The sequence below is a fragment of the Campylobacter sp. LMG 7929 genome (assembly GCF_024723595.1).
Lineage (GTDB): Bacteria > Campylobacterota > Campylobacteria > Campylobacterales > Campylobacteraceae > Campylobacter_D.
Window position 1 is genome coordinate 35,714 of sequence record NZ_JANQCY010000006.1, and the last position, 21,942, is coordinate 57,655.

The 21,942-nt window shown below is 31.5% G+C and carries 22 protein-coding genes and 1 tRNA gene; 21 read left to right on the forward strand and 2 right to left on the reverse strand.

What is annotated here, in order from left to right:
* Positions 1-12 precede the first annotated feature (12 nt).
* From CAMP5118_RS04010 to putP, 9 genes are all read left to right on the forward strand, one after another.
* Positions 13-693 carry a TorD/DmsD family molecular chaperone gene (locus CAMP5118_RS04010; RefSeq protein ID WP_263702524.1) on the forward strand — a complete coding sequence of 227 codons (681 nt, stop codon included), beginning with the start codon at positions 13-15 and terminating at the stop codon, positions 691-693.
* 176 nt (positions 694-869) lie between these two features.
* Entirely contained in the window at positions 870-1,073 is a 204-nt protein-coding gene (locus tag CAMP5118_RS04015) for a twin-arginine translocation signal domain-containing protein (RefSeq protein WP_012661099.1), read from the forward strand.
* Between the two features lie 16 nt (positions 1,074-1,089).
* Entirely contained in the window at positions 1,090-3,912 is a 2,823-nt protein-coding gene (locus CAMP5118_RS04020) for a formate dehydrogenase subunit alpha (RefSeq protein WP_263702521.1), read from the forward strand.
* Between the two features lie 10 nt (positions 3,913-3,922).
* On the forward strand, positions 3,923-4,492 hold the full coding sequence (gene fdh3B / locus CAMP5118_RS04025; RefSeq protein ID WP_039662920.1) for a formate dehydrogenase FDH3 subunit beta: 570 nt from the start codon (positions 3,923-3,925) through the stop codon (positions 4,490-4,492).
* A 53-nt stretch (positions 4,493-4,545) separates the two neighbouring features.
* Positions 4,546-5,274 (forward strand): winged helix-turn-helix domain-containing protein, encoded by a 729-nt coding sequence (locus CAMP5118_RS04030; RefSeq protein ID WP_263663801.1) that lies wholly within the window; start codon positions 4,546-4,548, stop codon positions 5,272-5,274.
* 48 nt (positions 5,275-5,322) lie between these two features.
* The gene (gene yedF / locus CAMP5118_RS04035; protein ID WP_337216672.1) at positions 5,323-5,901 is read left to right on the forward strand and encodes a sulfurtransferase-like selenium metabolism protein YedF; all 579 of its coding nucleotides are present in this window, start codon (positions 5,323-5,325) and stop codon (positions 5,899-5,901) included.
* Positions 5,898-6,929 (forward strand): selenide, water dikinase SelD, encoded by a 1,032-nt coding sequence (gene selD, locus CAMP5118_RS04040; protein WP_337216673.1) that lies wholly within the window; start codon positions 5,898-5,900, stop codon positions 6,927-6,929. The genes yedF (CAMP5118_RS04035) and selD overlap by 4 nt, the downstream gene beginning before the upstream one ends.
* 140 nt (positions 6,930-7,069) lie before the next feature.
* Complete coding sequence (locus CAMP5118_RS04045; protein WP_337216674.1) at positions 7,070-10,567, forward strand: bifunctional proline dehydrogenase/L-glutamate gamma-semialdehyde dehydrogenase; 3,498 nt, start codon at positions 7,070-7,072, stop codon at positions 10,565-10,567.
* Between the two features lie 17 nt (positions 10,568-10,584).
* Positions 10,585-12,066: a sodium/proline symporter PutP gene (gene putP / locus CAMP5118_RS04050; RefSeq protein ID WP_263678549.1), complete on the forward strand. Its 1,482-nt coding sequence runs from the start codon at positions 10,585-10,587 to the stop codon at positions 12,064-12,066.
* A 17-nt stretch (positions 12,067-12,083) separates the two neighbouring features.
* On the opposite strand, the gene yedF (CAMP5118_RS04055) is transcribed toward putP, so the two are convergent.
* Together yedF (CAMP5118_RS04055) and yedE are read right to left on the reverse strand one after the other, a co-directional pair.
* Complete coding sequence (gene yedF / locus CAMP5118_RS04055; RefSeq protein ID WP_263682724.1) at positions 12,084-12,311, reverse strand: sulfurtransferase-like selenium metabolism protein YedF; 228 nt, start codon at positions 12,309-12,311, stop codon at positions 12,084-12,086.
* Complete coding sequence (yedE, locus tag CAMP5118_RS04060) at positions 12,308-13,522, reverse strand: selenium metabolism membrane protein YedE/FdhT (RefSeq protein WP_263682726.1); 1,215 nt, start codon at positions 13,520-13,522, stop codon at positions 12,308-12,310. Before yedE ends, yedF (CAMP5118_RS04055) begins: the two co-directional genes overlap by 4 nt.
* A 158-nt stretch (positions 13,523-13,680) precedes the next feature.
* Between yedE and CAMP5118_RS04065 the strand changes: the two genes are divergently transcribed.
* From CAMP5118_RS04065 to CAMP5118_RS04120, 12 genes are all read left to right on the forward strand, one after another.
* Positions 13,681-13,778: transfer RNA gene (locus CAMP5118_RS04065), tRNA-Sec, on the forward strand.
* A 24-nt stretch (positions 13,779-13,802) separates the two neighbouring features.
* Positions 13,803-15,053, forward strand: coding sequence for an adenylosuccinate synthase (locus CAMP5118_RS04070; RefSeq protein ID WP_263702511.1), 1,251 nt, complete (start codon positions 13,803-13,805; stop codon positions 15,051-15,053).
* Entirely contained in the window at positions 15,050-15,469 is a 420-nt protein-coding gene (locus CAMP5118_RS04075) for a flagellar FliJ family protein (RefSeq protein WP_337216675.1), read from the forward strand. The genes CAMP5118_RS04070 and CAMP5118_RS04075 overlap by 4 nt, the downstream gene beginning before the upstream one ends.
* A complete protein-coding gene (locus CAMP5118_RS04080) occupies positions 15,469-15,984 on the forward strand; it encodes a MotE family protein (protein ID WP_412174992.1) in 516 nt (171 codons plus the stop codon). Before CAMP5118_RS04075 ends, CAMP5118_RS04080 begins: the two co-directional genes overlap by 1 nt.
* A gap of 61 nt (positions 15,985-16,045) precedes the next feature.
* Entirely contained in the window at positions 16,046-16,597 is a 552-nt protein-coding gene (locus CAMP5118_RS04085; protein WP_039617626.1) for a DUF507 family protein, read from the forward strand.
* Complete coding sequence (gene carA / locus CAMP5118_RS04090; RefSeq protein WP_263702508.1) at positions 16,594-17,712, forward strand: glutamine-hydrolyzing carbamoyl-phosphate synthase small subunit; 1,119 nt, start codon at positions 16,594-16,596, stop codon at positions 17,710-17,712. Before CAMP5118_RS04085 ends, carA begins: the two co-directional genes overlap by 4 nt.
* Positions 17,709-18,371, forward strand: a complete 663-nt coding sequence (locus tag CAMP5118_RS04095) for a sulfite exporter TauE/SafE family protein (RefSeq protein ID WP_263663809.1) — start codon at positions 17,709-17,711, stop codon at positions 18,369-18,371. Before carA ends, CAMP5118_RS04095 begins: the two co-directional genes overlap by 4 nt.
* A 123-nt stretch (positions 18,372-18,494) precedes the next feature.
* Entirely contained in the window at positions 18,495-19,961 is a 1,467-nt protein-coding gene (gene ccoN / locus CAMP5118_RS04100; RefSeq protein WP_337216676.1) for a cytochrome-c oxidase, cbb3-type subunit I, read from the forward strand.
* An 11-nt stretch (positions 19,962-19,972) separates the two neighbouring features.
* Positions 19,973-20,638, forward strand: a complete 666-nt coding sequence (ccoO, locus tag CAMP5118_RS04105; RefSeq protein WP_337216677.1) for a cytochrome-c oxidase, cbb3-type subunit II — start codon at positions 19,973-19,975, stop codon at positions 20,636-20,638.
* Between the two features lie 8 nt (positions 20,639-20,646).
* The gene (locus CAMP5118_RS04110) at positions 20,647-20,850 is read left to right on the forward strand and encodes a cytochrome c oxidase, cbb3-type, CcoQ subunit (protein WP_039617636.1); all 204 of its coding nucleotides are present in this window, start codon (positions 20,647-20,649) and stop codon (positions 20,848-20,850) included.
* The gene (gene ccoP, locus CAMP5118_RS04115) at positions 20,850-21,728 is read left to right on the forward strand and encodes a cytochrome-c oxidase, cbb3-type subunit III (protein ID WP_263678556.1); all 879 of its coding nucleotides are present in this window, start codon (positions 20,850-20,852) and stop codon (positions 21,726-21,728) included. Before CAMP5118_RS04110 ends, ccoP begins: the two co-directional genes overlap by 1 nt.
* Complete coding sequence (locus tag CAMP5118_RS04120) at positions 21,728-21,940, forward strand: DUF4006 family protein (RefSeq protein WP_039617641.1); 213 nt, start codon at positions 21,728-21,730, stop codon at positions 21,938-21,940. Before ccoP ends, CAMP5118_RS04120 begins: the two co-directional genes overlap by 1 nt.
* The last annotated feature ends 2 nt before the right edge of the window (positions 21,941-21,942 follow it).

The window sequence follows — 21,942 nt, forward strand, 5'->3', positions numbered from 1 at the left end:
CAAGGAAAATTAATGATACAAGATATTGATCTTTCGCGTAAATATTTTTATGAATTTTTTTCAAAAGCTTTTAATTTTATCGATGAAAATGAATTTAAAATTTGGCACGAGCAAGTTTTAGTTTTAGCTCAAAGTCCTTTAGATGATAGTTTAAAATCTGATTTTGAAAAACTTAGCGCATGCGATTTTGCAAGTTTTAAAGAAGAACAAAATGGAGTATTTTTTGATTTTTCTTACGTGAATGTGCCTATTAGCGCTTCTTTTTATGATGAGGGCAGAGATGATGGCAAAATGAAGCTTCAAGCCTGTGAAATCATTAGAAAAACCAAATTTAGAAAAAAAGAAGATTGCAGACAAAGTGAAGATGAATTTGGCTTTTTGTTTGCTTTTATGGCAAGCATTATTGAGCATGATTTAAAAGTTGCACAGCAATTATTTCGCTTTGTGATAAATCCTGTAATAGATGAGTTTATAGAAAAATTACAAATCCATAAAAACTCAAATTTTTACATTGCTATTGCCAATATTATGAAAGTCTTTTTTACAAACGAAAGAGCTTATTTAGAAGTACAAGCACCTATAAAAAAAGAAGGTAAAAGTATAGCAGATGAAGCTTTACAAAGACTTCCTTATGAACCAAGACTTCCTACTAAATTTAGTAAAACAAATATAGAAGAACTTAGCAAATTATAAAAATAAATATGTATTTTGTTACCAAAATACATATTATCAAAATCATCTTTTTATGAAAATAGAAATTAAATAAAATCTTAAGTGAAAATATGCAAAAGTTATAATGTTTAAGTGTGTAAGTACTTTAAAATTAAGTATTTATAGTTATTCTTTACTTTTATTTCAAAGGAGAGAACATGGAGGCCAATCAAAGAAGGGATTTTTTAAAAAAATCTTTGAAAATTGGTGCTTTAGGGGTAGTAGCTGGAGCGAGCGTTAATGCTTTAGCCAAAGATGATTACCAAGAGCAAAATACCGTAGTTTTAGGAAAAAGTACTAAAAAAGAAGTGCTTTATAAAAAAACTATGCATTGGGAAAAATACTACAAAATAGCTTACTAATTAAGAAAGGAAGAAGATGGCATTAGCAAGAAGAAATTTTCTTAAGCTTGCTGGTATTGCTGGTCTTGGAAGTGCGGCTTTTGGTAGTGAAAACAAAGCTATTAGAGCTGCAAGTGAACAAGAAGTAGCAAATCCTTATCCAGATTCTAAGATTGTTAGAACAATCTGTAGTATCTGTAGTGCAGGCTGCGGAATTAAAGCAGAAGTGCAAGATGGAGTTTGGGTGCGTCAAGAAAACGCTATAGAACATCCTATTTCTCAAGGATCACACTGCTGTAAAGGGATAGATCAAATCGATCTTACTAAATCAAAACAGCGTATTAAATATCCTATGAAAAAAGAAAATGGCAAATGGGTACGTTTAACTTGGGAACAAGCTATCAACGAAATTGGCGATAAAATGCTTGAAATCCGTAAAGAAAATGGACCTGATAGCGTTATGTTTTTAGGTTCGGCTAAATTTAATAACCAACAAGCTTATTATTTTAGAAAATTTGCAGCATTTTGGGGTACTAACAATATAGACCACGTTGCTAGAATTTGACATAGCGCAACAGTCGCCGGTGTGGCGAATACATGGGGTTATGGCGCTATGACAAATCATTTTGGTGATGTGACTAAACATTCAAAAATGATGATTATTTTTGGTGCAAATACTGCTGTGGCTAATCCTATTGGATTTAAACACTTATTGCAAGCAAAAGATCGTAATAATGCTAAATTAGTAGTTGTAGATCCTGTATTTACAAAAACTGCAGTGCATGCTGATGAATATGTGAGAATTCGTCCAGGTACAGATATAGCTTTAGTTTATGGTATGCTTCATTTAATCTTCAAAAACGGTTGGGAAGATAAAGAATTAATCAAAACTAGAACTTATGGGGTTGAAGAAATAAAAGCAGAGGCTGCTAAATGGACTCCTGAAGTTGTAGAAGATGTAACAGGTGTTCCGGCTGCTCAACTTGAAAAAATCACAAGAATGCTAGCTACAATCAAACCTGCTACGCTATTTTGGGCTTTAGGTATTACTCAACACTCAGTAGGTAGCTCTAACACAAGAATTCTAGCTATCTTACAACTTGTTCTTGGTAATATAGGTAAACCAGGCGCAGGAACAAACATCATCAGAGGACATGATAATGTTCAAGGTGCTACTGATATGGGTTGTTTGGCTGATACCTTACCAGCTTATTATGGACTTGATGATAATGCTTGGAATCACTTCTCTAATGTATGGAATGTTGAGAGAGAGTATTTAAATTCAAGATTTTATTCTAAAGAATGGATGCATGAAAAAGGCTTTTCGCTAGCAAAATGGTGGCAAGGCGTTTTACATGAAGAAAAAACTTATTCTAACTCACCTATCCGTGTACTTTGGGTGCAAGGAACGGGTATTACTTCTATGGCACATACGGTAAAAATTCAAGAAGCACTTAAAAAACTTGATATGATCGTAATTGCTGAGCCTTTTGTAAATGAAGTAGCAGTTTTAGCAGATCGTCCAGATGGTATTTATATTATTCCTGCTTCAACCCAATTTGAAACAGAAGGTTATGTAACAGCGACTAACCGTGCTATGCAATGGCGTTCTCAAGTAGTAAAACCAATTTATGAAAGTAAAGAAGACCAAGAGATTATGTTTGCTTTTGCTAAAAAATTTGGTTTTTATAAAGAATACACTCGTGGTATGAAAATGGAATTAAAAGATCATAAACTTGTACAAACAAGAGATGATAGTGATGATAATTTCATATGGCCTGATGATGCTACAAGAGAAATGAGTAATGGTCTTTTAAGTATAGGCTTAAGAGGTATTTCAGCTGAACGTCTAAGAAAACACCAACAAAATTGGGAACATTTTGATCCTGATACTCAAAGAGGTATTGGCGGTGAAGTTAAAGGTGAATATTATGGTTTACCTTGGCCTTGTTGGGATAAACAACACCCAGGTACTTCTATCATGTGGAATACAGATATTCCTTATGAAGAAGGTGGTATGGGCTTTAGAAATCGCTTTGGTTTAGAGCATGAGGGGCATTCTCAATTAGCAGATGAAGCCTTTACTCCAAAAGGATGTAAAGTTAAAGGTGGCTACCCGCAAATCACTAAAGAAAATATCGAAAAAGTGTTTAATATCAAACTAAGTGATAAAGAAAAAGAATTAATGGGTGCTAGCTGGAGCACAGATATTTCAGGTATAATCTTAGAAAAATGTAGAGAAAAAAGTGCTTGTTGTTTAGGTAATGCAAGAGCGAGAATGAAAGTTTGGGAATTTGCTGATCCTATTCCATTGCATAGAGAGCCTATTCACTCACCTCGTTGGGATTTGGTTAAAAAATATCCTACTTGGGGCGATCAAGAGAAAAACTTCAGAGTTGAGAGTAAATTTATCAGCGAGCAACAAAAAACAGATTGGAGCAAAGAGTTTCCAACTATTATTTCAAGTATGCGTTTAGTAAATTTAAGTGGTGCAGGTATGCTTGAGAGAACTAGTAAATATCTTGCTGCAATCACACCTGAGATGTTTGCTAATGTGCACCCTGAACTTGCTTTAAAATATGGTATAAATGATGGTGATATGATGTGGATTCACTCGCCACAAGGTACTAAGATTAAAGTAAAATGTGTACATAATCATTCAGTTACACCAGATAGAATTTGCTTGCCTTATAATTTTGCAGGTATTATGCAAGGAGTGGATTTAAGTTATAATTATCCTGAAGGCACTAAACCTTATACTATAGGGGAAAGTTCTAACACGGTTACTAACTATGGTTTTGATATAAATACGCAAATTTCTGAGTTTAACGCAGGGCTTTGCAGACTTGAAAAGGCTTAAGGGGTAAGTTATGGCTAGAATGAAATTTTATGTAGATAATAATCGCTGTATTTCTTGCTTTGCTTGTCAAGTAGCTTGTTCAAGTGCGCATGAAGTACCAGTAGGAATTAATAGAAGAAAAGTAATCACTCTAAATGAAGGTATAGAAGGCAAAGAGTTTTCAACAACTCTTGCTTGCCAACACTGCACAGACGCTCCGTGTGAGCAAGTTTGTCCTGTAAAATGCTTTTATATTAGAGCTGATGGTATTGTTTTACATGATAAAAAAACTTGTATAGGTTGTGGGTATTGTCTTTATGCATGTCCTTTTGGCGCTCCACAATTTCCAAGAGATGGTGCTTTTGGCATTAAGGGTGAAATGGATAAATGTACTATGTGTGCAGGTGGTCCTGAGCCTACTAACTCTCATGAAGAAAGAGAACTTTATGGGCAAAATCGTATCGCAGAAGGCAAAGTACCTATGTGTGCTGCGGTTTGTTCTACAAATGCACTTTTGGTTGGTGATGCAGCTGAAGTTAGTGCAATGTATAGAAAAAGAGTTTTACTCAAGGGTCAAAACTTAGGACTTGATGCAAAATAACTCAAAGGGTGTACAAGCACCCTTTTTTACTACTTATAATCCAAGGCTAATTCATGGAAGAGCTAATTTTACAAATTCAAAAAAATCTTGATGAAAATAATAAACTTACTTGTAAAAAAGCACTAGAACTTTTAAAACAATACTCTAAAGAAGATTTTCAAGCCATTATAAAAGAATTAGGCGTAAAAATTTCAGATTGTGAGCTAGGTCAATTTGGCAAGTTAAATAAAAATATAGCAAAAAGTGAAATTTTGGAAAAATTAGAAACAAAATTAGATTCTAAGCGTCGCATATCATGCAAAGATGCTTTAGAATGTGCTAAAGACTTTAATATGGCTGATATGAGAGCTACACTTAAAACTTATAAAATTGATGTTAAATACTGTGAACTTGGTTGTTTTGAAGAAAAAAAGGGTAAAAAATTTCATGTAAAAAGTAAAATTTGGGTAGAAAATCCTGATGGAGAATTGCTTTTTGGTAAAGGTAAAACAGATATTTTAGAATTAGTAGGAGAATGTGGAAGTATTTCCCAAGCAGCTAAACAACTAGGGATTAATTATAAAAAAGCATGGCTTTATATACAAGATTTAGAAAAAAATATGAAAGAAGAATTACTTATTGCTAAAAAAGGAAGAGGAAGTGAATCAGGTAGCAAACTTACTCCAAGAGCTTATGAGTTAATCCAAAATTTTAAAATTTTACAACAAGATGTAGAAGAATACACCAATAAACGCTTTAAAGAATTATTTTTCAAGAAAAATCAAGAAAAAGATAAAACTTAATTTGAATACAAGTTATAACAATATATCATTAAATAAAAAAGGTAAAAGATGAAAATTGATTGTAGAGATTTAGCTTGTCCACGTCCTGTGATAGAAACAAAAAAAGCTTTAGAAGAGTTAAAAGAAAATGAAAATTTAGAAATTCTTTTAAACTCTCAAGCTTCTAAAGAAAATGTAATGAGATTTTTAAAATCTTTAAATTTGGAATTTAATGTTAAAGATTTAGATGATGAGAGTATTATTAGCATTGTAAAAGATGGCAATATAGCTCATAATCAAGAACAAAATTTACAAGAATACAATGTGTTATTTTTAAAAAGCGATAGGGTAGGTGAGGGAGAACTTGGAAAAAATCTAATGCTAGGTTTTTTAAAAACTTTAAAAAATTTACCTAATAAACCTGCAAAAATCCTTTGTGTTAATGATAGTGTTTTGATGAATACTGATTGCTCTCATATGGCATTTGAAGCCATGAAAGAACTTGAAAATTTAGGAGTTGAAATTTATAGTTGTGGGGCATGTTTGGAATTTTTTGGCAAAAGCAAAGAACTTAAAACAGGTAAAATAGGTAATGCTTATGAAATTTTAAATGAACTTTTTGGAAAGGCAAAGATTATCTCTTTATGATATATAAAGATCAAAAACTAACCCAATATGTAAAAGCTGCGGGTTGAGCTGCCAAATTAGACTCGGTGGGTCTTGACAAAATTCTTGGCATTTTAAAACCGCATGAAAACCTTTTAAGTGGTATTAATAATAACGAAGATGCAAGTGTTTATAAGCTAAATGAAGATTTAGCTTTAGTGCAAACTCTTGATTTTATCACACCTGTGGTTGATAGCGCGTATCATTTTGGCGCTATAGCTGCTGCAAATGCCTTAAGTGACGTATTTGCTATGGGTGCTGAGGTGATTAATGCTTTAAATATTGTAGGCTTTGATACTTGTCATTTTAATAATGAAATTTTACTTGAAGTGTTAGAAGGTGCTAGAGTTAAGGTTGAAGAAGCTGGTGCTGCGCTAGTAGGTGGGCATACTATAGAAAATGATGAATTTATTTTTGGTCTTAGTGTAACAGGTGTAGTTCATCCTAAGAAATTTATAGCTAATAATAGCGCAAAAGATGGTGATGTGATTTTACTTACTAAACCTATAGGTAGTGGTATTATTAGTACTGCTATCAAGGTTGGTTTGCTAGAAAAAGCAAAGATTTTAAAAGCAGTAGAACAAATGAGTTTTTTAAATCTTTATGCAAGTCGTATTTTAAAGAGGTTTAAAAGTCTTAGTGCTTTAAGTGATGTTACCGGTTTTGGTCTTTTGGGGCATTTAAAAGAAATGTTAAATAAAGAGCTTATGATAGAAGTATATAAAAATGAAATTCCTTTAATGGATGGAGTTTTGTCAATGGCTAATATGGGGATTATCCCAGCAGGAGCTTATAAAAATAAAGATAGTCTAAAAATTTGGGTTGATAATTTAAATGAAAAAGATGAGGATATAGTGTATTTTGATCCTCAAACTTCAGGTGGACTTTTAGCTAGTATGAGTGAAAATGAAGCAATTGAAGCTTTAAAAATCTTAAAGGATCATAATATTGAAGCAAAGATTATTGCTAGATGTGTAAGAAATACTCATAATTATTTATTATTGCGCTAATATTTTATTTACAATCAAAAATATATGTTTATATTTGTTACTTTTTTACATAAAAAAATAAATTACAAATAAATATATGTTGATTTTCGTTGCAATTTTTGTATCATAAATACATATTAACTATTAAAGTGGAGGAAAAAATGATACAAAAAGCTTTGCAATTAGCTGAAGAATTACAAAGAAAGATAGAAAGTAATATCTCTCAAAGCGAAAAAGAATTTCATGCCAAAATGCAAAAACTTTTAAACAATCCTAAAAATAAAGTAATGCTAATTGAGCTTTTAGATCGCTCTTTTAGATGTAAAGATAAAAGTGCGAGTTTTGAGCTTATAGAACATACTTTAAACAAATATGGTATAGCTGATTTTTTTAGTGCTTTTGAAAAATTTTTACTTTTTTCATTTTTAAATTTTGGAAAATTTGCACCAACTCTTAGTGTGCCATTTTTCATTAAGCATTTAAGAGAAGATACTAAAGCTATGGTTTTAGATGCAAATCCTAGTGTTTTAGAGCCTCATATGCGTAAAAGAAAAGATGAAGATAAAATCACTTTAAATGTAAATTTAATTGGTGAAGAGGTTTTGGGTGAAGCTGAGAGTGCTTATAGGATGAAAAAATACGAAGAAGCATTAAAAACAAGCTATATTACTTATATTTCTATTAAAATTACTACCATTTTTTCCCAAATCAATATCATTGATTTTGAATACTCTAAAGATGAGGTGGTAAAAAGATTGGATAAATTATATGCTCTTGCTTTAGAGGAAGAAAAAAAGCAAGGTGTGTCTAAATTTATCAATCTTGACATGGAAGAATTTAGAGATTTAGAATTAACCGTTGAAGCTTTTATGGAAAGTGTTGCAAAATACGATATTAAAGCAGGTATTGTTTTGCAAGCTTATTTGCCTGATTCTTATGAGTATTTGAAAAAACTTTTTGCTTTTTCTAAAGAAAGAGTTTTAAAAGGTATGAAGCCTATAAAAATTCGCTTTGTTAAAGGAGCGAATATGGAAAGTGAAGAAACTATAGCCTCACAAAGAGGTTGGGCTCTACCTACTTTTTATAAAAAAATTGACACTGATAGTAACTATAAAAAAATGCTTGATTTTGTCTTAGAGGGAGATAATCATAAATATATTAATATAGGTATTGCAAGTCATAATTTATTTGAAATTGCTTATGCTTATACTAGAATTTCACAAGCTGGAGCTTTATCATCTTTTACTTTTGAAATGCTTGAGGGTATGAGTTTACAATGCTCTTATGAGCTTTCTAAAATGCATGATCTTATACTTTATGCACCAGTTTGTGATGAAGCACATTTTAACAATGCTATTGCATACTTAGTAAGAAGACTTGATGAAAATACTAGTGAAGATAATTTCATGAGATATTTTTTCAATCTTAAAATTAATGATAAAAATTGGCAAATACAAAAAGAATTATTTATAAAATCCTTAGAAGGTGTTGCTAGTTTGGATAATTCTACTCATAGAACTCAAGATAGAAATAATGAAACAAAGGCTATTAGTTCTTATGAGAGTAAAGAATTTAAAAACGAACCTGACACAGACTTTATCTTAAAAGCAAATAGAGAATGGGCTAAGGGTATAAGAGCTAAGTATGAAAATTTAGAAAATTATGATGTCTATCCGGTTGCAAAAGAAGAAATTAAAAACGAAAATTTACAAGTAGTAGAAGTTAAAGATAAAATCAAAAATCGCACTATAGGTAAAGCACACTTAGCAGGCCAAGCAGAGATTGAACACGCTTTAGATGTAGCTAAGAGCTCAAATTTTAGTGATTTAAGTCATGATGAAATTTATAAAATTTTAGCAAAAACTGCTCAACTTGTTAGAGAGCGTAGAGGAGATTTAATAGGTATAGCAGCCTTAGAAGTAGGAAAAACTTTCTTAGAAATTGATCCTGAAGTTAGTGAGGCTATAGACTTTTTAGAATTTTACCCACATTCTTTGGAAAAACTAAAAGAGCAAAATCCAAATACTACTTTTAAAGCAAAAGGCATAGGCGTGGTGATTGCACCATGGAATTTCCCAGTAGGTATTTCAGTAGGAACCATAGCAGCACCTTTGGCCGCAGGAAATAAAGTGATATATAAACCATCATCTTTATCGATGTTAACAGGTTATATGCTTTGTAAATGCTTTTGGGATGCAGGAATTCCTAAGGATGCTTTGATTTTCTTACCTGCTAAAGGTAGTGATATATCAAAATACTTACTTGTTGATCAAAGTGTGAAATTTTCAGTATTAACCGGTGGAGAAGAAACTGCTTATGCAATGCTCAAAGCTAATCCAACCTTGCTTTTAAGTGCCGAAACAGGCGGTAAAAATGCAACTATTGTTTCTAAATTTGCCGATCGTGATAGTGCGATTAAAAATATCATTCATTCAGCTTTTTCAAATTCAGGTCAAAAATGCTCTGCTACTTCTTTACTAGTTTTAGAAGAAGAAGTTTATAATGATGAAGAGTTCAAAAAGACTTTGGTAGATGCTGCTAGTTCTATGGCGGTTGGAAATCCATTTGCGTTTAAAAATAAACTTGGAGCTTTAGCAGATAAACCAGATGTGAAATTACAAAAAGCTTTAGATGAATTAGCTCCGTATGAAAGTTGGGCTTTAAAACCTAAATTTATAGATGATAATCCTTATCTTTTAACTCCAGGGATTAAGTATGGTACTAAAAAAGGTGATTTTACACACATGAATGAGCTTTTTGCACCAATTTTAACTGTAATGAAAGCAAAAGATTTAAAAGAAGCTATTGATATAGTAAATTCTACAGGTTATGGACTTACAGCAGGATTTGAAAGTTTAGATGAGAGAGAATGGGAGTATTTTCATACTCACATAGAGGCAGGAAATATTTATATTAATAAACCAACAACAGGAGCTATAGTTCTAAGACAACCTTTTGGTGGTATTAAAAAATCAGCCATTGGTTTTGGTAGAAAAGTTGGAATTTATAATTACATTACCCAATTTTTAGATATAGAGCAAAGACAAGCTGATCAAAATGTTTTAGACAATGAATTAGTATCAAATTTAAACGCTTTAAGCTTGGATTTAAATGAAAAAGATAAAGCTGATTTTGAAGTCATTAAAGCTATGGCAAGAAGCTATGCTTATCATGCAAAACATGAATTTGCAAGTGCGAAAGATTATGTCAATATAAGAGGTGAGGATAATCTTTTCTCTTATACAAAAGTTAAAAATATAGCCTATAGAGTACATAAAGATGATAGCTTAAAGGATATTTTAGGAGTTATTTTAGCAGCTAGTGTGCTAAATATTGATCTTATTTTAAGTTATGATGAACATGAAAAAATAGATCTTGTGCAAAAGATTAATCAAAAAATTAGTTCAAAAACTTTATTCCTTAAAGAAAGTAAAGAAAATTTCATTAGCAAAATAGCTGATTATGAAAGAATTCGTTATTTTGCTCCATTAGATGTTAATGATGAAATTTTCATAAAGGCAGCAAGTTGCGCAAAAATCATCGCTAATGCTAAGCCTTTAATGAATGGACGTTTTGAGTTGCTTTTATATCACAATGAAAAAGCTTTAAGTATATCTTTCCATCGTTATGGAAATCTAGGCATTCGTGCTTTAAAATAATACAAAAAGGAGATAAAATGGAGGTTGTTCAAATTAATACTCAAATTGCGATAATGTTTGTCGCTTATTCAGCATTAATGCTTTTTATCGGATTTTATTTTTATAAACAAAATAAAAATTCAGAGGACTATTTTTTAGGTGGTCGTTCTATGGGGCCGGTAGTTTCAGCACTTAGTGCTGGAGCTTCTGATATGAGTGGATGGCTTTTAATGGGTTTGCCAGGAGCTTTATATGTAAGTGGTTTAGCTGAAAGTTATATTGCAATAGGTCTTAGTATAGGAGCGTTTTTAAACTGGGCTTTTATAGCAAAAAGACTTAGAATTTATACTAGTGTGATTGCAAATTCTATTACCATACCTGATTATTTTGAGACAAGGTTTGATGATGATAAGCATATATTAAGAGTGGTTTGTGCTATTGTTATCTTGATTTTCTTTACTTTTTATGTTTCTTCAGGACTTGTAGGTGGAGCAAAGCTTTTTGAAGCAACTTTTGGAATTCAATATGATTATGCTTTAACTACAGGAACTGTTATTATAGTTGCTTATACATTTTTGGGTGGATATAAGGCAGTTTGTTGGACGGATTTGATTCAGGGTTTATTAATGATGAGTGCTTTAATTATCGTGCCTATAGTGATGATTTATCATTTGGGTGGCTTTAGTGAAGCTGTTAATATAGTCAAAGAAATTAAGCCAAATACTTTTTCTATGGGAGAAGGATTAAGCTTTTTAGGCATAGTTTCAGCGCTTTCTTGGGGGCTTGGATATTTTGGTCAGCCGCATATTTTGGTGCGTTTTATGTCTATACGCTCAACTAAAGACATCCCAACTGCTACTTTTGTAGGAATTTCTTGGATGGTTATATCTTTAATTGGTGCTTGTTTGATAGGTGTTTTAGGTATAGCTTATGTGAGTAAATTTGAACTTAGTTTACAAGATCCTGAAAAGATTTTTATCGTAATGTCACAATTACTTTTTAATCCTTGGATAGCAGGTATTTTATTAAGCGCTATTTTAGCAGCTATTATGAGTACAGCAAGTTCACAATTGCTTGTTTCAAGTTCGACTATAGCAGAAGATTTTTATAAAAGAATTTTCAATAAAGAAGCGTCTAATAAAATGGTAATGACTTTAGGTAGATTTGGTGTTTTAGCAGTGGCTGTGATAGCTTTTGTTATTTCTACTGATAAAAACTCAAGCGTATTAAGCATAGTAGCTTATGCTTGGGCAGGGTTTGGAGCAAGTTTTGGTTCTGTAATGCTCTTTTCATTATTTTGGTCAAAAATGACTAGATATGCTGCTATTGCAGGTATGATTACGGGCGCAGTTGTAGTTGTAGCATATAAAAATTTCTTGGCTGAGTGGCTTAATTTTCCTATTTATGAAATCATTCCAGGATTTTTAGCTGCATCTATTGTGATTGTTTTAGTGAGCTTGGTTACAAAAGTGCGCCCAGGAACTAAAGCAGCTTATGAAACAATGTTAAAACATCTTTAATATATATTCAAAAGCCTTTAAGGCTTTTGAATTAAAAATCTAAGCGTTGGACCATCTTGATTTATTTCTAGAATTTCAAAACCACGATTTTTAGCATCTTGAGGTATAGAATTGATACTTTGCGGGCAATCACATAAAATTTCTAAGACTTCACCTGATTTTAGTTCTTTTAAGGCTTCAATAGTAGCTATAGCAGGGTATGGACAAGCCTCACCTTCTAAATTTAAACTATAATGAATAATCATATTTTCCCTTTTTTATTTTGTTTGAAAAAGAATGATTTTTTAAACTTTAATATAAATAAAAATAAAATTGCAAATAAAGTTAAATTGATTACTAAGCCATTAAAATAACCAAATTCATTTAAAAGATGAATCTTTACTCCACCTGTTAAGAAATTTGGAAAATAATCGTAGCTTAAAGCTAATATCATAGTGCCAATAATATTTGCAATACCCACTATAATAAAATGACTTTGTCCTTCACAAGCTCGATACATCCAGCCACACTCGCATCCTCCGGCAAAAACTATCCCAAAGCCAAATAAAAAAGCACCTAAAGCAATATTTGGTGATATTTCTATTATTTTGTTAGTGTGCCCTTGTAAGATAAATGCAAAAGCTATTAAACAAGCTATAATCATACCTATTAAAGCACCCTTTATGGCATTATCCCTACCAAATAAAAATAAATCTCTAAAGCAAGAAGTAAAGCAAATCTGAGCTCTAGATATGATAAAACCAAAAACAAAGCCAAATATTAACGCTAAAGGAAGAATACTTTCTTTGTTTTTAATATTTAAAGGCTGTTTTTGTAGTATAAATACAACATAAGTTATAAAAATTATAAATACACCAAGTCCTATATAAAAATATATCTTTGCAGTTTTATTTTGTGTTTTTAACGGTTGGTTTTCTTTACATACACGTTGTAATTTAGCTTTTGGTTTAAAAGGTGATAGATTGCAAACTTTAACAGCTAAATAAATCCCTAAAATCATAAATAAGGTAAAAACCCAAGTATGTAAAGAAAAATAAGGTAAACCTGTAAAAAAATTTGCCAAGTTGCAACCAAAGGCAAGTCTTGCACCAAAACCAGATAAAATTCCACCTATAATAGCTTGAAAAATTCGAATTTTGCTAGCAGGTAAGCGCCATTTGAATTTATTTGCTAAAAATGCAGCGCTTAAACACCCTATAAACATACCTATAAGCATAATACCATCAATTCTTGTTAAGGGGCTGCCACTTAAATTTTGCTTTTGATAATAAGAATAAGAGCTTAGGTCCATACCAAAAAATTCTAAAAACTCTCCACCCCAGCGCGTCATTTCGCCAGTGACTGCCCAAACGCTACCAAAAATTCCAAAATAAATAGCACTTAAAATTCCAAGCATAATCATGCCTTTGGAATTATCCCAAAAATTTATAAAAAAAGATTGTTTGAAAGAATGCATTGTTGTATCCAAAAATTGTGATTGTCAAAACTTGACACTAATAAAGTTAGCATTATAGCTAATAAATTTATACAAAATAAAATATTATTAAAAATAGTTTCAATTTTACGTATTTGGTTTTTGTTTTAATTAAAAATATTAAGATATAATATCTTTTTGGAAGGTTAGCTTATCTGGTGATGGCCACTGACTTCAAATCAGATGAAAGGGTAGTTGACTACTTTTTGGGGAGTTCGATTCTCTCACCTTCTCGCCAAATTTAAGTCAAAATGGAGTTTTCATGAGTAAAGCAGATATTGTCGTTGGTATCCAATGGGGTGATGAGGGTAAAGGTAAGATAGTTGATAAACTATGTGAAAATTATGATTATGTTTGCAGGAGTGCAGGCGGACATAATGCAGGTCACACTATATGGGTTGATGGTATAAGATATGCTTTACATTTAATGCCATCAGGTGTTTTGAATAAGCAATGTGTTAATGTTATAGGAAATGGAGTTGTAGTTAATCCTGATGTATTAATTAGCGAAATGGCTCAATTTGAAAATTTAGAAGGAAGATTATTTATAAGTGATAGAGCTCATTTAAATTTAAATCATCATGCTTTGATTGATCAAGCAAGAGAAAGACTTAAAGGCGATAAAGCTATAGGAACAACAGGCAAAGGCATAGGGCCAAGCTATGAAGATAAAATAAGTCGCAATGGACATAGAGTAGGGGAATTGCTAGAGCCTGAAAAACTTTGTGAAAATTTAATGAAAGATTTTGAACTTAAAAAAACTTATTTTGATGTTTTAGGCATTGCAATGCCTAGTTATGATGAAATTTTAAAAGATTTAAAACGCTTTAAAGAAGTGCTAGCGCCATATATTACAGATACCACAAGAATGCTTTGGAAAGCTTTGGATGAGGATAAAAAAGTATTGTTAGAAGGTGCACAAGGGTCAATGCTTGATATTGATCATGGAACTTATCCTTATGTTACTAGTTCAACAACTATTTCAGCTGGGGCTTTAAGTGGTTTGGGTTTAAATCCAAAAGAAATTGGAAAAGTTATAGGTATAGTAAAAGCTTATACAACAAGAGTGGGAAATGGAGCTTTTCCAAGTGAAGATTTAGGTGAAGATGGTGAAAAAATAGGACTTATTGGTAAAGAAATCGGTGTAAGTACAGGTAGAAAAAGAAGATGTGGTTGGTTTGATGCGGTTGCGGTAAGATATACTGCAAGATTAAATGGCTTAGATACTTTATCATTGATGAAACTTGATGTGTTAGATGGTTTTGAAAGTGTTAAAATTTGTAAAGCTTATGAGTATAAGGGGCAAGAAATAGACTATGTGCCTTGTGATTTAGAAAATGCTAAACCTATTTATGAAGTAATGGAAGGTTGGGATAAAGTTGCAGGGATTAGGGATTATGATTTGTTACCTGAAAATGCTAAAAAATACATTAAGCGTTTGGAAGAATTAAGTGGTGTTAAAGTAGGTTATATCTCTACAAGCCCTGAAAGAGAAGATACTATCATTTTATGAAAAGCAAATATTCTTCTGTGATTAAGCTTAGAAAACAACAGCTTGATAAAGCAGAAGCAAATTTAACCAAAACAAGACAAAAGCTTTTGCAGTGTGAAGAAGAGCTTAAAGAAGCCTCAAAAACTTGCGAAAGTTTAACTTTAGCCGATAAGGGCTCGATAGCTTTGTTAAGATCGTCTTTAAAATTACAAGAAATTGCAAGAGAAGGCAAGCAAAGGGTTAAACAAAAATTGGATTTAACCAAAAAAGAATTAGCGCATCATCAGCATTTATATAAAAAAGCTCATTTGGAATTTGAAAAAATCAAAGTTTTAGAAAATGAAGAATTAAAAAAGATTCAAAAAGCCTTACAAAAAGAAGAAGAAAAATTTATAGATGAACTTGCTATAACAAGGCATTTTATTAAGGATAAATAATGAAAAAAATAATATTTTTATTAATTTTTTTAAATTTTGTAAATGCGCAACAAAATTGTGAGCAATATTTTGAAGCAAGAAAAGAACAAATGCAAGAACAAATTAGAGAATATGACGAGGCAAGACAAAGTTTAGAGGCTTATAGAGCTTCTTTTGAAGCTTTACAAAAAGAAAAAATGCAAGCTTTGGTACAAAAAGAAGCTGATATTAATGCAAGTTTAGAACAAATCAAAAGCTTAAAAGAACAAAATGAACGTATATTGAAAGCAACTAGAGAAAATCTCCAAGCGATTAATGATAAAACTATGGGGCGTATTACAGAAATCTATGCAAAAATGAAAGATGTGGCTGTTGCAGGTATATTAAGTGAAATGGAACCTGATGAAGCTTCAAAAATTCTACTTTCGCTTGATCCTAGAAAAATTTCATCCATTATGGCAAAAATGGAACCTAAGAAAGCTTCAGATTTAACATTACTTTTAAAAAATTTAGATCAAAATGCAAGTTCGCAGTAAGTTTTAAGCAGTTTTTACCTTTTTTTTAGTATTATTTCAATAAAAATAAAAAGGTGAATAAATGCGTATCAAACCAGCTCACATACCTTATATAGCAAATAAAATAATACTTGATTTAATGCATTCTTCTTTTGTTAAAATTAAAGATGATAGTCAAAAACTTTTAAAAATAGCAAAAGAGATTATAGAAATAGATGTTTTAAACGAGCGTAAGCTTGATGAAAAAGCAAAAGAGCTTTTAGAAAGCCAGGAAGATGAAATCGAGTTTATGCAAATAGATAGAAAAAGTATGTTTTGGATGATTAAGAAAAAATTAGCAAATGAGTTTAAATTTATGCTTGATAGTGAAGATAGATACAATAACCTTTCTCATAAAATTTTAGAAAATTTAGTAGAAGAGGATTTGATAAACTATAATGTATCAGAAAATCGTGTGAAAAATCTCATTTTCTCAAGTATTATGTCTTATTTAAAAGAGTATGAAAATTTAGAAGATTTGGTTTATGAAAAAATTTCAAATTATAAAAGAAAGCTTATCCCAGGTTCTGAAGAATATGAATTGGTGTTTGAAAAGCTTTACCAAGAAGAGCTTAGAAAAAAGGGACTTTTATGAAAGCATATATTTATATAGAAAATGATGTTTTTTTAAGTGCAAAGGCTTTTGGAGAAAGTGGAACTTTTTTTGGTGAGCTTGTTTTTAATACTTCTTTAACGGGCTATCAAGAGATTATTTCTGATCCTTCATATGCGGGTCAATTTGTGGTTTTTTCAATGCCAGAAATTGGTATAGTTGGCGTTAATGATGAAGATAATGAAAGCAAAGAAGTTTTTGCTAGCGGTATGATTATAAGGGAATTAAATGAAGATTATTCTAATTTTAGAGCCAATGATTCTTTGAGTGCTTATTTGAAAAACCATGGCAAAATAGGACTTTGCGAAATTGATACAAGATTTTTGGTTAAAATGATTAGAGATCAAGGAAATTTAAGAGCTATAATATCTACTGAAATTAAAGACAAAGAAGAGCTTAAGAAAATGCTTCTTTCTAGTGCTAAAATCGATGAGGTAAATTATGTAGCACAAGTTAGTACTAAAAGCTCTTATAAGCATAGTAAAGGTGCTTGGAATCATAGCAACAAAACTTATGAGAATGTAAAAGCAAATGGTAAAAAAGTAGCTGTGATTGATTATGGTGTAAAAGAAAATATTTTAAATGAACTTGTGAGTGTAGGACTTGAAGTAGAGGTTTTTCCTTATAATACCAAGGCAAAAGATTTGATTGATTTATACCAAAAAGGTGCAATTCATGGGGTATTTTTATCCAATGGACCAGGTGAGCCAAAAATTTTAAAAGATGAAATTGCAGAGATTAAAAAATTAGCAGAAGCAAAAATTCCTATGCTAGGTATTTGTTTAGGGCACCAACTTTTAAGTAATGCATTTGGTTATGAAACTTATAAGATGAAATTTGGTCAACATGGAGCAAATCATCCAGTAATTAATCTTATAAATAATACAGTAGAAATTACAGCGCAAAATCACAACTATAATGTTCCTGAAGAAATAGCAGAGGTTGCAACAATTACTCATAGAAATTTATTTGGTGATAATGTAGAGGGTGTAAAATACAAAAATTATCCTATCATTTCAGTGCAACATCACCCAGAAAGTTCCTCAGGACCACATGAGAGCAAATACATCTTTAAAGAATTTTTAGAGCTTTTGTGAATTTAGATTTTATTGCTTTAGCGAGTATAGCTTTTCTTTCTAGCTTTGGGCATTGTTATGGAATGTGCGGAGGTTTTATTTTAGCTTATACTCAGCTTTCAAAGCAGATCAAACTCCCTTTTTCTCTTTTGATTTTCTCTTATCATTTATCTAGAATTTTTGCCTATGTTTGTTTGGGCGTATTTTTTGGATTTTTTGGAAATTTATTTTCTTTTAGCGAATTTGCAAAAGGTATAATGCTTTTTACTATCGGGATTTTTATGGTGGTTTTAGCTTTTGCTTTAATTTTTAAAGGAAAATTGTTAGCTTTTTTTGAAAGCTCTTTAATTTTTGACTGTGTCATTAAAAAAAACATTTCAAGATTAATTCAAAATAAGTCTTTAAAAAGTACTATTTTTTTAGGCTTTTTAAATGGTTTTGTACCTTGTGGCTTGGTGTATTTTTATATAGCTTTTGGAATGAGTGTACAAAATGTATACTTATCAGCGTTAATTATGCTTGTTTTTGGACTTTCAACACTGCCTGCTTTGGTATTTTTTGCTTATTTTTCTAAAACACTGAGTGAAAAATTTCAAAAAACAGCTAGTTTGATTTCTTATATTTTAATATTTTTTTATGGCTTGTATTTTTCTTATATAGGTTTTTCTTTAACTCGATAAAATTTATTATTTACTTATAATTCTTAATAGATGATTAATCATTATGATTTTAAGCTAAAAAAGATGATAATTATCATATAATATAGTGATTGCATATTGCAGAAAAAAACTTAAGGAGAGGAAATGCACCCAGGAAATGCATTAAACTATGACTATACGGTTGCTAAATATTTTATGTTTGCTACCTTATTGTTTGGTGTTATTGGTATGGCTATTGGAACGCTTATTGCCTTTCAAATGGCTTATCCGGATTTAAACTATTTAGCTGGTGAATATGGCACTTTTTCAAGACTTAGACCATTGCACACTTCAGGTGTAATTTTTGGTTTTATGCTCTCAGGAATTTGGGCTACTTGGTATTATATTGGTCAGCGTGTACTAAAAGTTAGTATGGCAGAATCAAGCTTTTTAATGTTTGTTGGCAAACTACATTTTTGGCTTTATATGATCACTATGATTATAGCTGTTATTACTTTGTTTGCAGGTATTAGTACTTCAAAAGAATACGCAGAGCTTGAATGGCCACTTGATATATTGGTAGTTTTAGTTTGGGTTTTATGGGGTGTAAGTATTTTTGGGCTTATTGGAATTCGCCGTGAAAAAACTTTATACGTTTCACTTTGGTATTATATAGCTACCTTCTTAGGTATAGCAATGCTTTATCTATTTAATAATATGGCAGTTCCAACTTATTTTGTAAGTGGAATGGGCGATTGGTGGCATAGTGTTTCTATGTATGCAGGAACTAATGATGCGTTAGTCCAATGGTGGTATGGACACAATGCTGTTGCATTTGTATTTACTGTTGGTATTATTGCTCAAATTTATTATTTCTTACCAAAAGAAAGTGGTCAGCCAATTTTCTCATATAAGTTATCTTTATTTGCGTTTTGGGGCTTAATGTTTGTTTATCTATGGGCAGGTGGACACCACTTGATTTATTCTACTGTGCCTGATTGGATGCAAACTATGGGTTCAGTTTTTTCAATTGTACTTATTTTACCTTCTTGGGGTTCAGCAATTAATATCTTGCTTACTATGAAAGGTGAGTGGAGTCAATTAAGAGAAAGTCCGTTGATTAAATTTATGATTTTAGCTTCAACTTTCTATATGTTCTCAACTTTAGAAGGTCCTATTCTTTCTATTAAATCAGTTAATGCATTAGCACACTTTACAGATTGGATTCCAGGACATGTTCATGATGGTACTTTAGGTTGGGTTGGCTTTATGACTATGGCTGCACTTTATCACATGGTGCCTAGAATGTTTAAAAGAGAACTATATAGCAAATCATTAATGGAAGCTCAATTTTGGATTCAAACTACAGGTATAGTATTGTACTTTAGTTCTATGTGGATAGCAGGTATTACTCAAGGTATGATGTGGAGAGCTACTGATGAGTATGGTAACTTACTTTATACTTTCATTGATACTGTTGAAGCTATTGTTCCTTATTATTGGATTAGAGCTGTGGGTGGCTTGTTATACTTAGCAGGATTTTTCATGTTTGTTTATAATATTTATAAATCAATTTCAGTGGGTAGAGTGCTTGATAAAGAGCCAAAAAGTGCTTCACCTATGGCAGCATAAGGAGGAAAAATATGTTTAGTTGGTTAGAAAAAAATCCATTCTTTTTTGCTGTGGCAGTATTTATAGTGATTGCATATGCAGGTATTGTAGAAGTTTTACCTGATTTTGCTCAGAATGCAAGACCAATTGAAGGTAAAAAGCCTTATACAGTTTTACAACTTGCAGGACGTCATGCTTATATTAAAGAAAGTTGTAATGCATGTCATTCACAACTTATTCGTCCTTTTAAATCAGAAACAGATCGTTATGGCATGTATTCAGTTAGTGGCGAATATGCTTATGATAGACCATTTTTATGGGGCTCAAAAAGAACAGGACCTGATTTATTGCGTATAGGTAATTTTAGAACAACAGATTGGCATGAAAATCACATGTGGGATCCAGTTTCAGTTGTCCCTGGTTCTATTATGCCAGCTTATAAACATATGTTTAGCAATAATGCAAATATAGAAACAGCTTATGCAGAAGCACTAACTGTAAAAAAAGTTTTCAATGTGCCTTATGATACTGAAAATGGTACAAAACTAGGTACTTGGGAAGAGGCTCAAGCAGAAGTTAAAGCAGAAGCTCAAACTATAGTAGATCAAATGAAAAACCAAGATGTTAAAGATGCGTTTGCTAGGGGTGAAATTAGAGAGATTGTAGCTTTGATTGCGTATCTTAACAGCTTAAAATAGGAAAAACTATGGATTTAGAACTAATAAGAGAGCTACAAGCTTATGGTTTTTTTGCTCTTGTAGTATTTTTAGTGGTAGTTTTGTATTCTTATTGGTTTCATTTGTATAGATCTGAAAAAACAGGTAGAAGAAACTATGAAAAATACGCTGATTTGGCATTGCATGATGAAATCAGCGATCGTGTTTTAGAGCAAAATAAAAGGAGTGCTTAATGCAATGGTTGAATTTACAAGATAATGTTAATTTATTATCTTTTATCGGAGCAATTCTTATCATACTAATTACGCTTGTTGTGGTAGGAAAATTGTTTAAAAGTATGAAAGAAGAAAAGAGCCAAGGTGAACTAAGCGAGCATAGTTGGGATGGTATAGGTGAGTTTAAAAATCCTATACCACTTGGTTGGGCTGTAGTGTTTTTCTTAGCTATAGTATGGTGTATATGGTATTTTCTTTGGGGATATCCTTTAAATAGTTATTCTCAAATTGGTGAGTATAATAAAGAAGTACAAGCACATAATGAAAAATTTGCACAAAAATTTGCAAATTTAAGTGCACAAGATAAACAAGAAATGGGTAAGAATATTTTCTTGGTTCAATGTTCTTCTTGTCATGGTATTACAGGTGATGGTATTAATGGAAAAGCACAAAATCTAAACATTTGGGGTTCAGAAGAAGGACTTATAGAGGTAATTACTAAAGGTTCTAAGGGTATGAATTATCCTATGGGTGAAATGTTAAGTGCAGCTGATAATGGCATAGATGAGGCTGATATCCCTGCAATTGCTGCCTATGTTGCTTCTGAAATTTCAGCAATTAAAAAAACTGAAAATCCTCAACTTGTAGCAAAAGGAAAAGAACTTTTTGCAACTTGTACGGTGTGTCATGGTGAAGGTGGAAAAGGAACGATTGATGGACAATTGGTTGCTCCAGATCTTACAAAATATGGTAGTGCTGAGTTTGTAGTAGATGTTTTAAATCGTGGTAAAGCAGGTAGCATAGGTGTGATGCCTCATTTTAATAATGGTTTATTAAATGAGCTTCAAAAAGAAGCAGTTAGCGAATATGCAATTTCTCTTTCAAGGGGTGAATAATGGAAAATTCAAATAGATGTGTATTTTCACTTTCGGGTGTTAGTGGAATGTTAATAGCAACTGTTTTATTGCTATCGATTCTAGCTGGACTTACTGTTTGGGGTCTTAAAACACAGCAAGATGTTATGCAAAAACCTTATAAAATAGAAAATGCAGAGCAAATTAAAATGTTTGACTCTAAAAGAGAAGAACATATCATCATAAAGGAATGATT

Coding starts and splice junctions, on each gene's coding strand:
- carA (WP_263702508.1), top strand. CDS start 16,594: ATGAAAGCATATATTTATATAGAAAATGATGTTTTTTTAAGTGCAAAG.
- CAMP5118_RS04070 (WP_263702511.1), top strand. CDS start 13,803: ATGAGTAAAGCAGATATTGTCGTTGGTATCCAATGGGGTGATGAGGGT.
- CAMP5118_RS04110 (WP_039617636.1), top strand. CDS start 20,647: ATGGATTTAGAACTAATAAGAGAGCTACAAGCTTATGGTTTTTTTGCT.
- ccoN (WP_337216676.1), top strand. CDS start 18,495: ATGCACCCAGGAAATGCATTAAACTATGACTATACGGTTGCTAAATAT.
- CAMP5118_RS04120 (WP_039617641.1), top strand. CDS start 21,728: ATGGAAAATTCAAATAGATGTGTATTTTCACTTTCGGGTGTTAGTGGA.
- CAMP5118_RS04010 (WP_263702524.1), top strand. CDS start 13: ATGATACAAGATATTGATCTTTCGCGTAAATATTTTTATGAATTTTTT.
- ccoO (WP_337216677.1), top strand. CDS start 19,973: ATGTTTAGTTGGTTAGAAAAAAATCCATTCTTTTTTGCTGTGGCAGTA.
- CAMP5118_RS04075 (WP_337216675.1), top strand. CDS start 15,050: ATGAAAAGCAAATATTCTTCTGTGATTAAGCTTAGAAAACAACAGCTT.
- yedE (WP_263682726.1), bottom strand. CDS start 13,522: ATGCATTCTTTCAAACAATCTTTTTTTATAAATTTTTGGGATAATTCC.
- CAMP5118_RS04045 (WP_337216674.1), top strand. CDS start 7,070: ATGATACAAAAAGCTTTGCAATTAGCTGAAGAATTACAAAGAAAGATA.
- CAMP5118_RS04015 (WP_012661099.1), top strand. CDS start 870: ATGGAGGCCAATCAAAGAAGGGATTTTTTAAAAAAATCTTTGAAAATT.
- CAMP5118_RS04030 (WP_263663801.1), top strand. CDS start 4,546: ATGGAAGAGCTAATTTTACAAATTCAAAAAAATCTTGATGAAAATAAT.
- yedF (WP_263682724.1), bottom strand. CDS start 12,311: ATGATTATTCATTATAGTTTAAATTTAGAAGGTGAGGCTTGTCCATAC.
- putP (WP_263678549.1), top strand. CDS start 10,585: ATGGAGGTTGTTCAAATTAATACTCAAATTGCGATAATGTTTGTCGCT.
- ccoP (WP_263678556.1), top strand. CDS start 20,850: ATGCAATGGTTGAATTTACAAGATAATGTTAATTTATTATCTTTTATC.
- CAMP5118_RS04085 (WP_039617626.1), top strand. CDS start 16,046: ATGCGTATCAAACCAGCTCACATACCTTATATAGCAAATAAAATAATA.
- yedF (WP_337216672.1), top strand. CDS start 5,323: ATGAAAATTGATTGTAGAGATTTAGCTTGTCCACGTCCTGTGATAGAA.
- CAMP5118_RS04080 (WP_412174992.1), top strand. CDS start 15,469: ATGAAAAAAATAATATTTTTATTAATTTTTTTAAATTTTGTAAATGCG.
- fdh3B (WP_039662920.1), top strand. CDS start 3,923: ATGGCTAGAATGAAATTTTATGTAGATAATAATCGCTGTATTTCTTGC.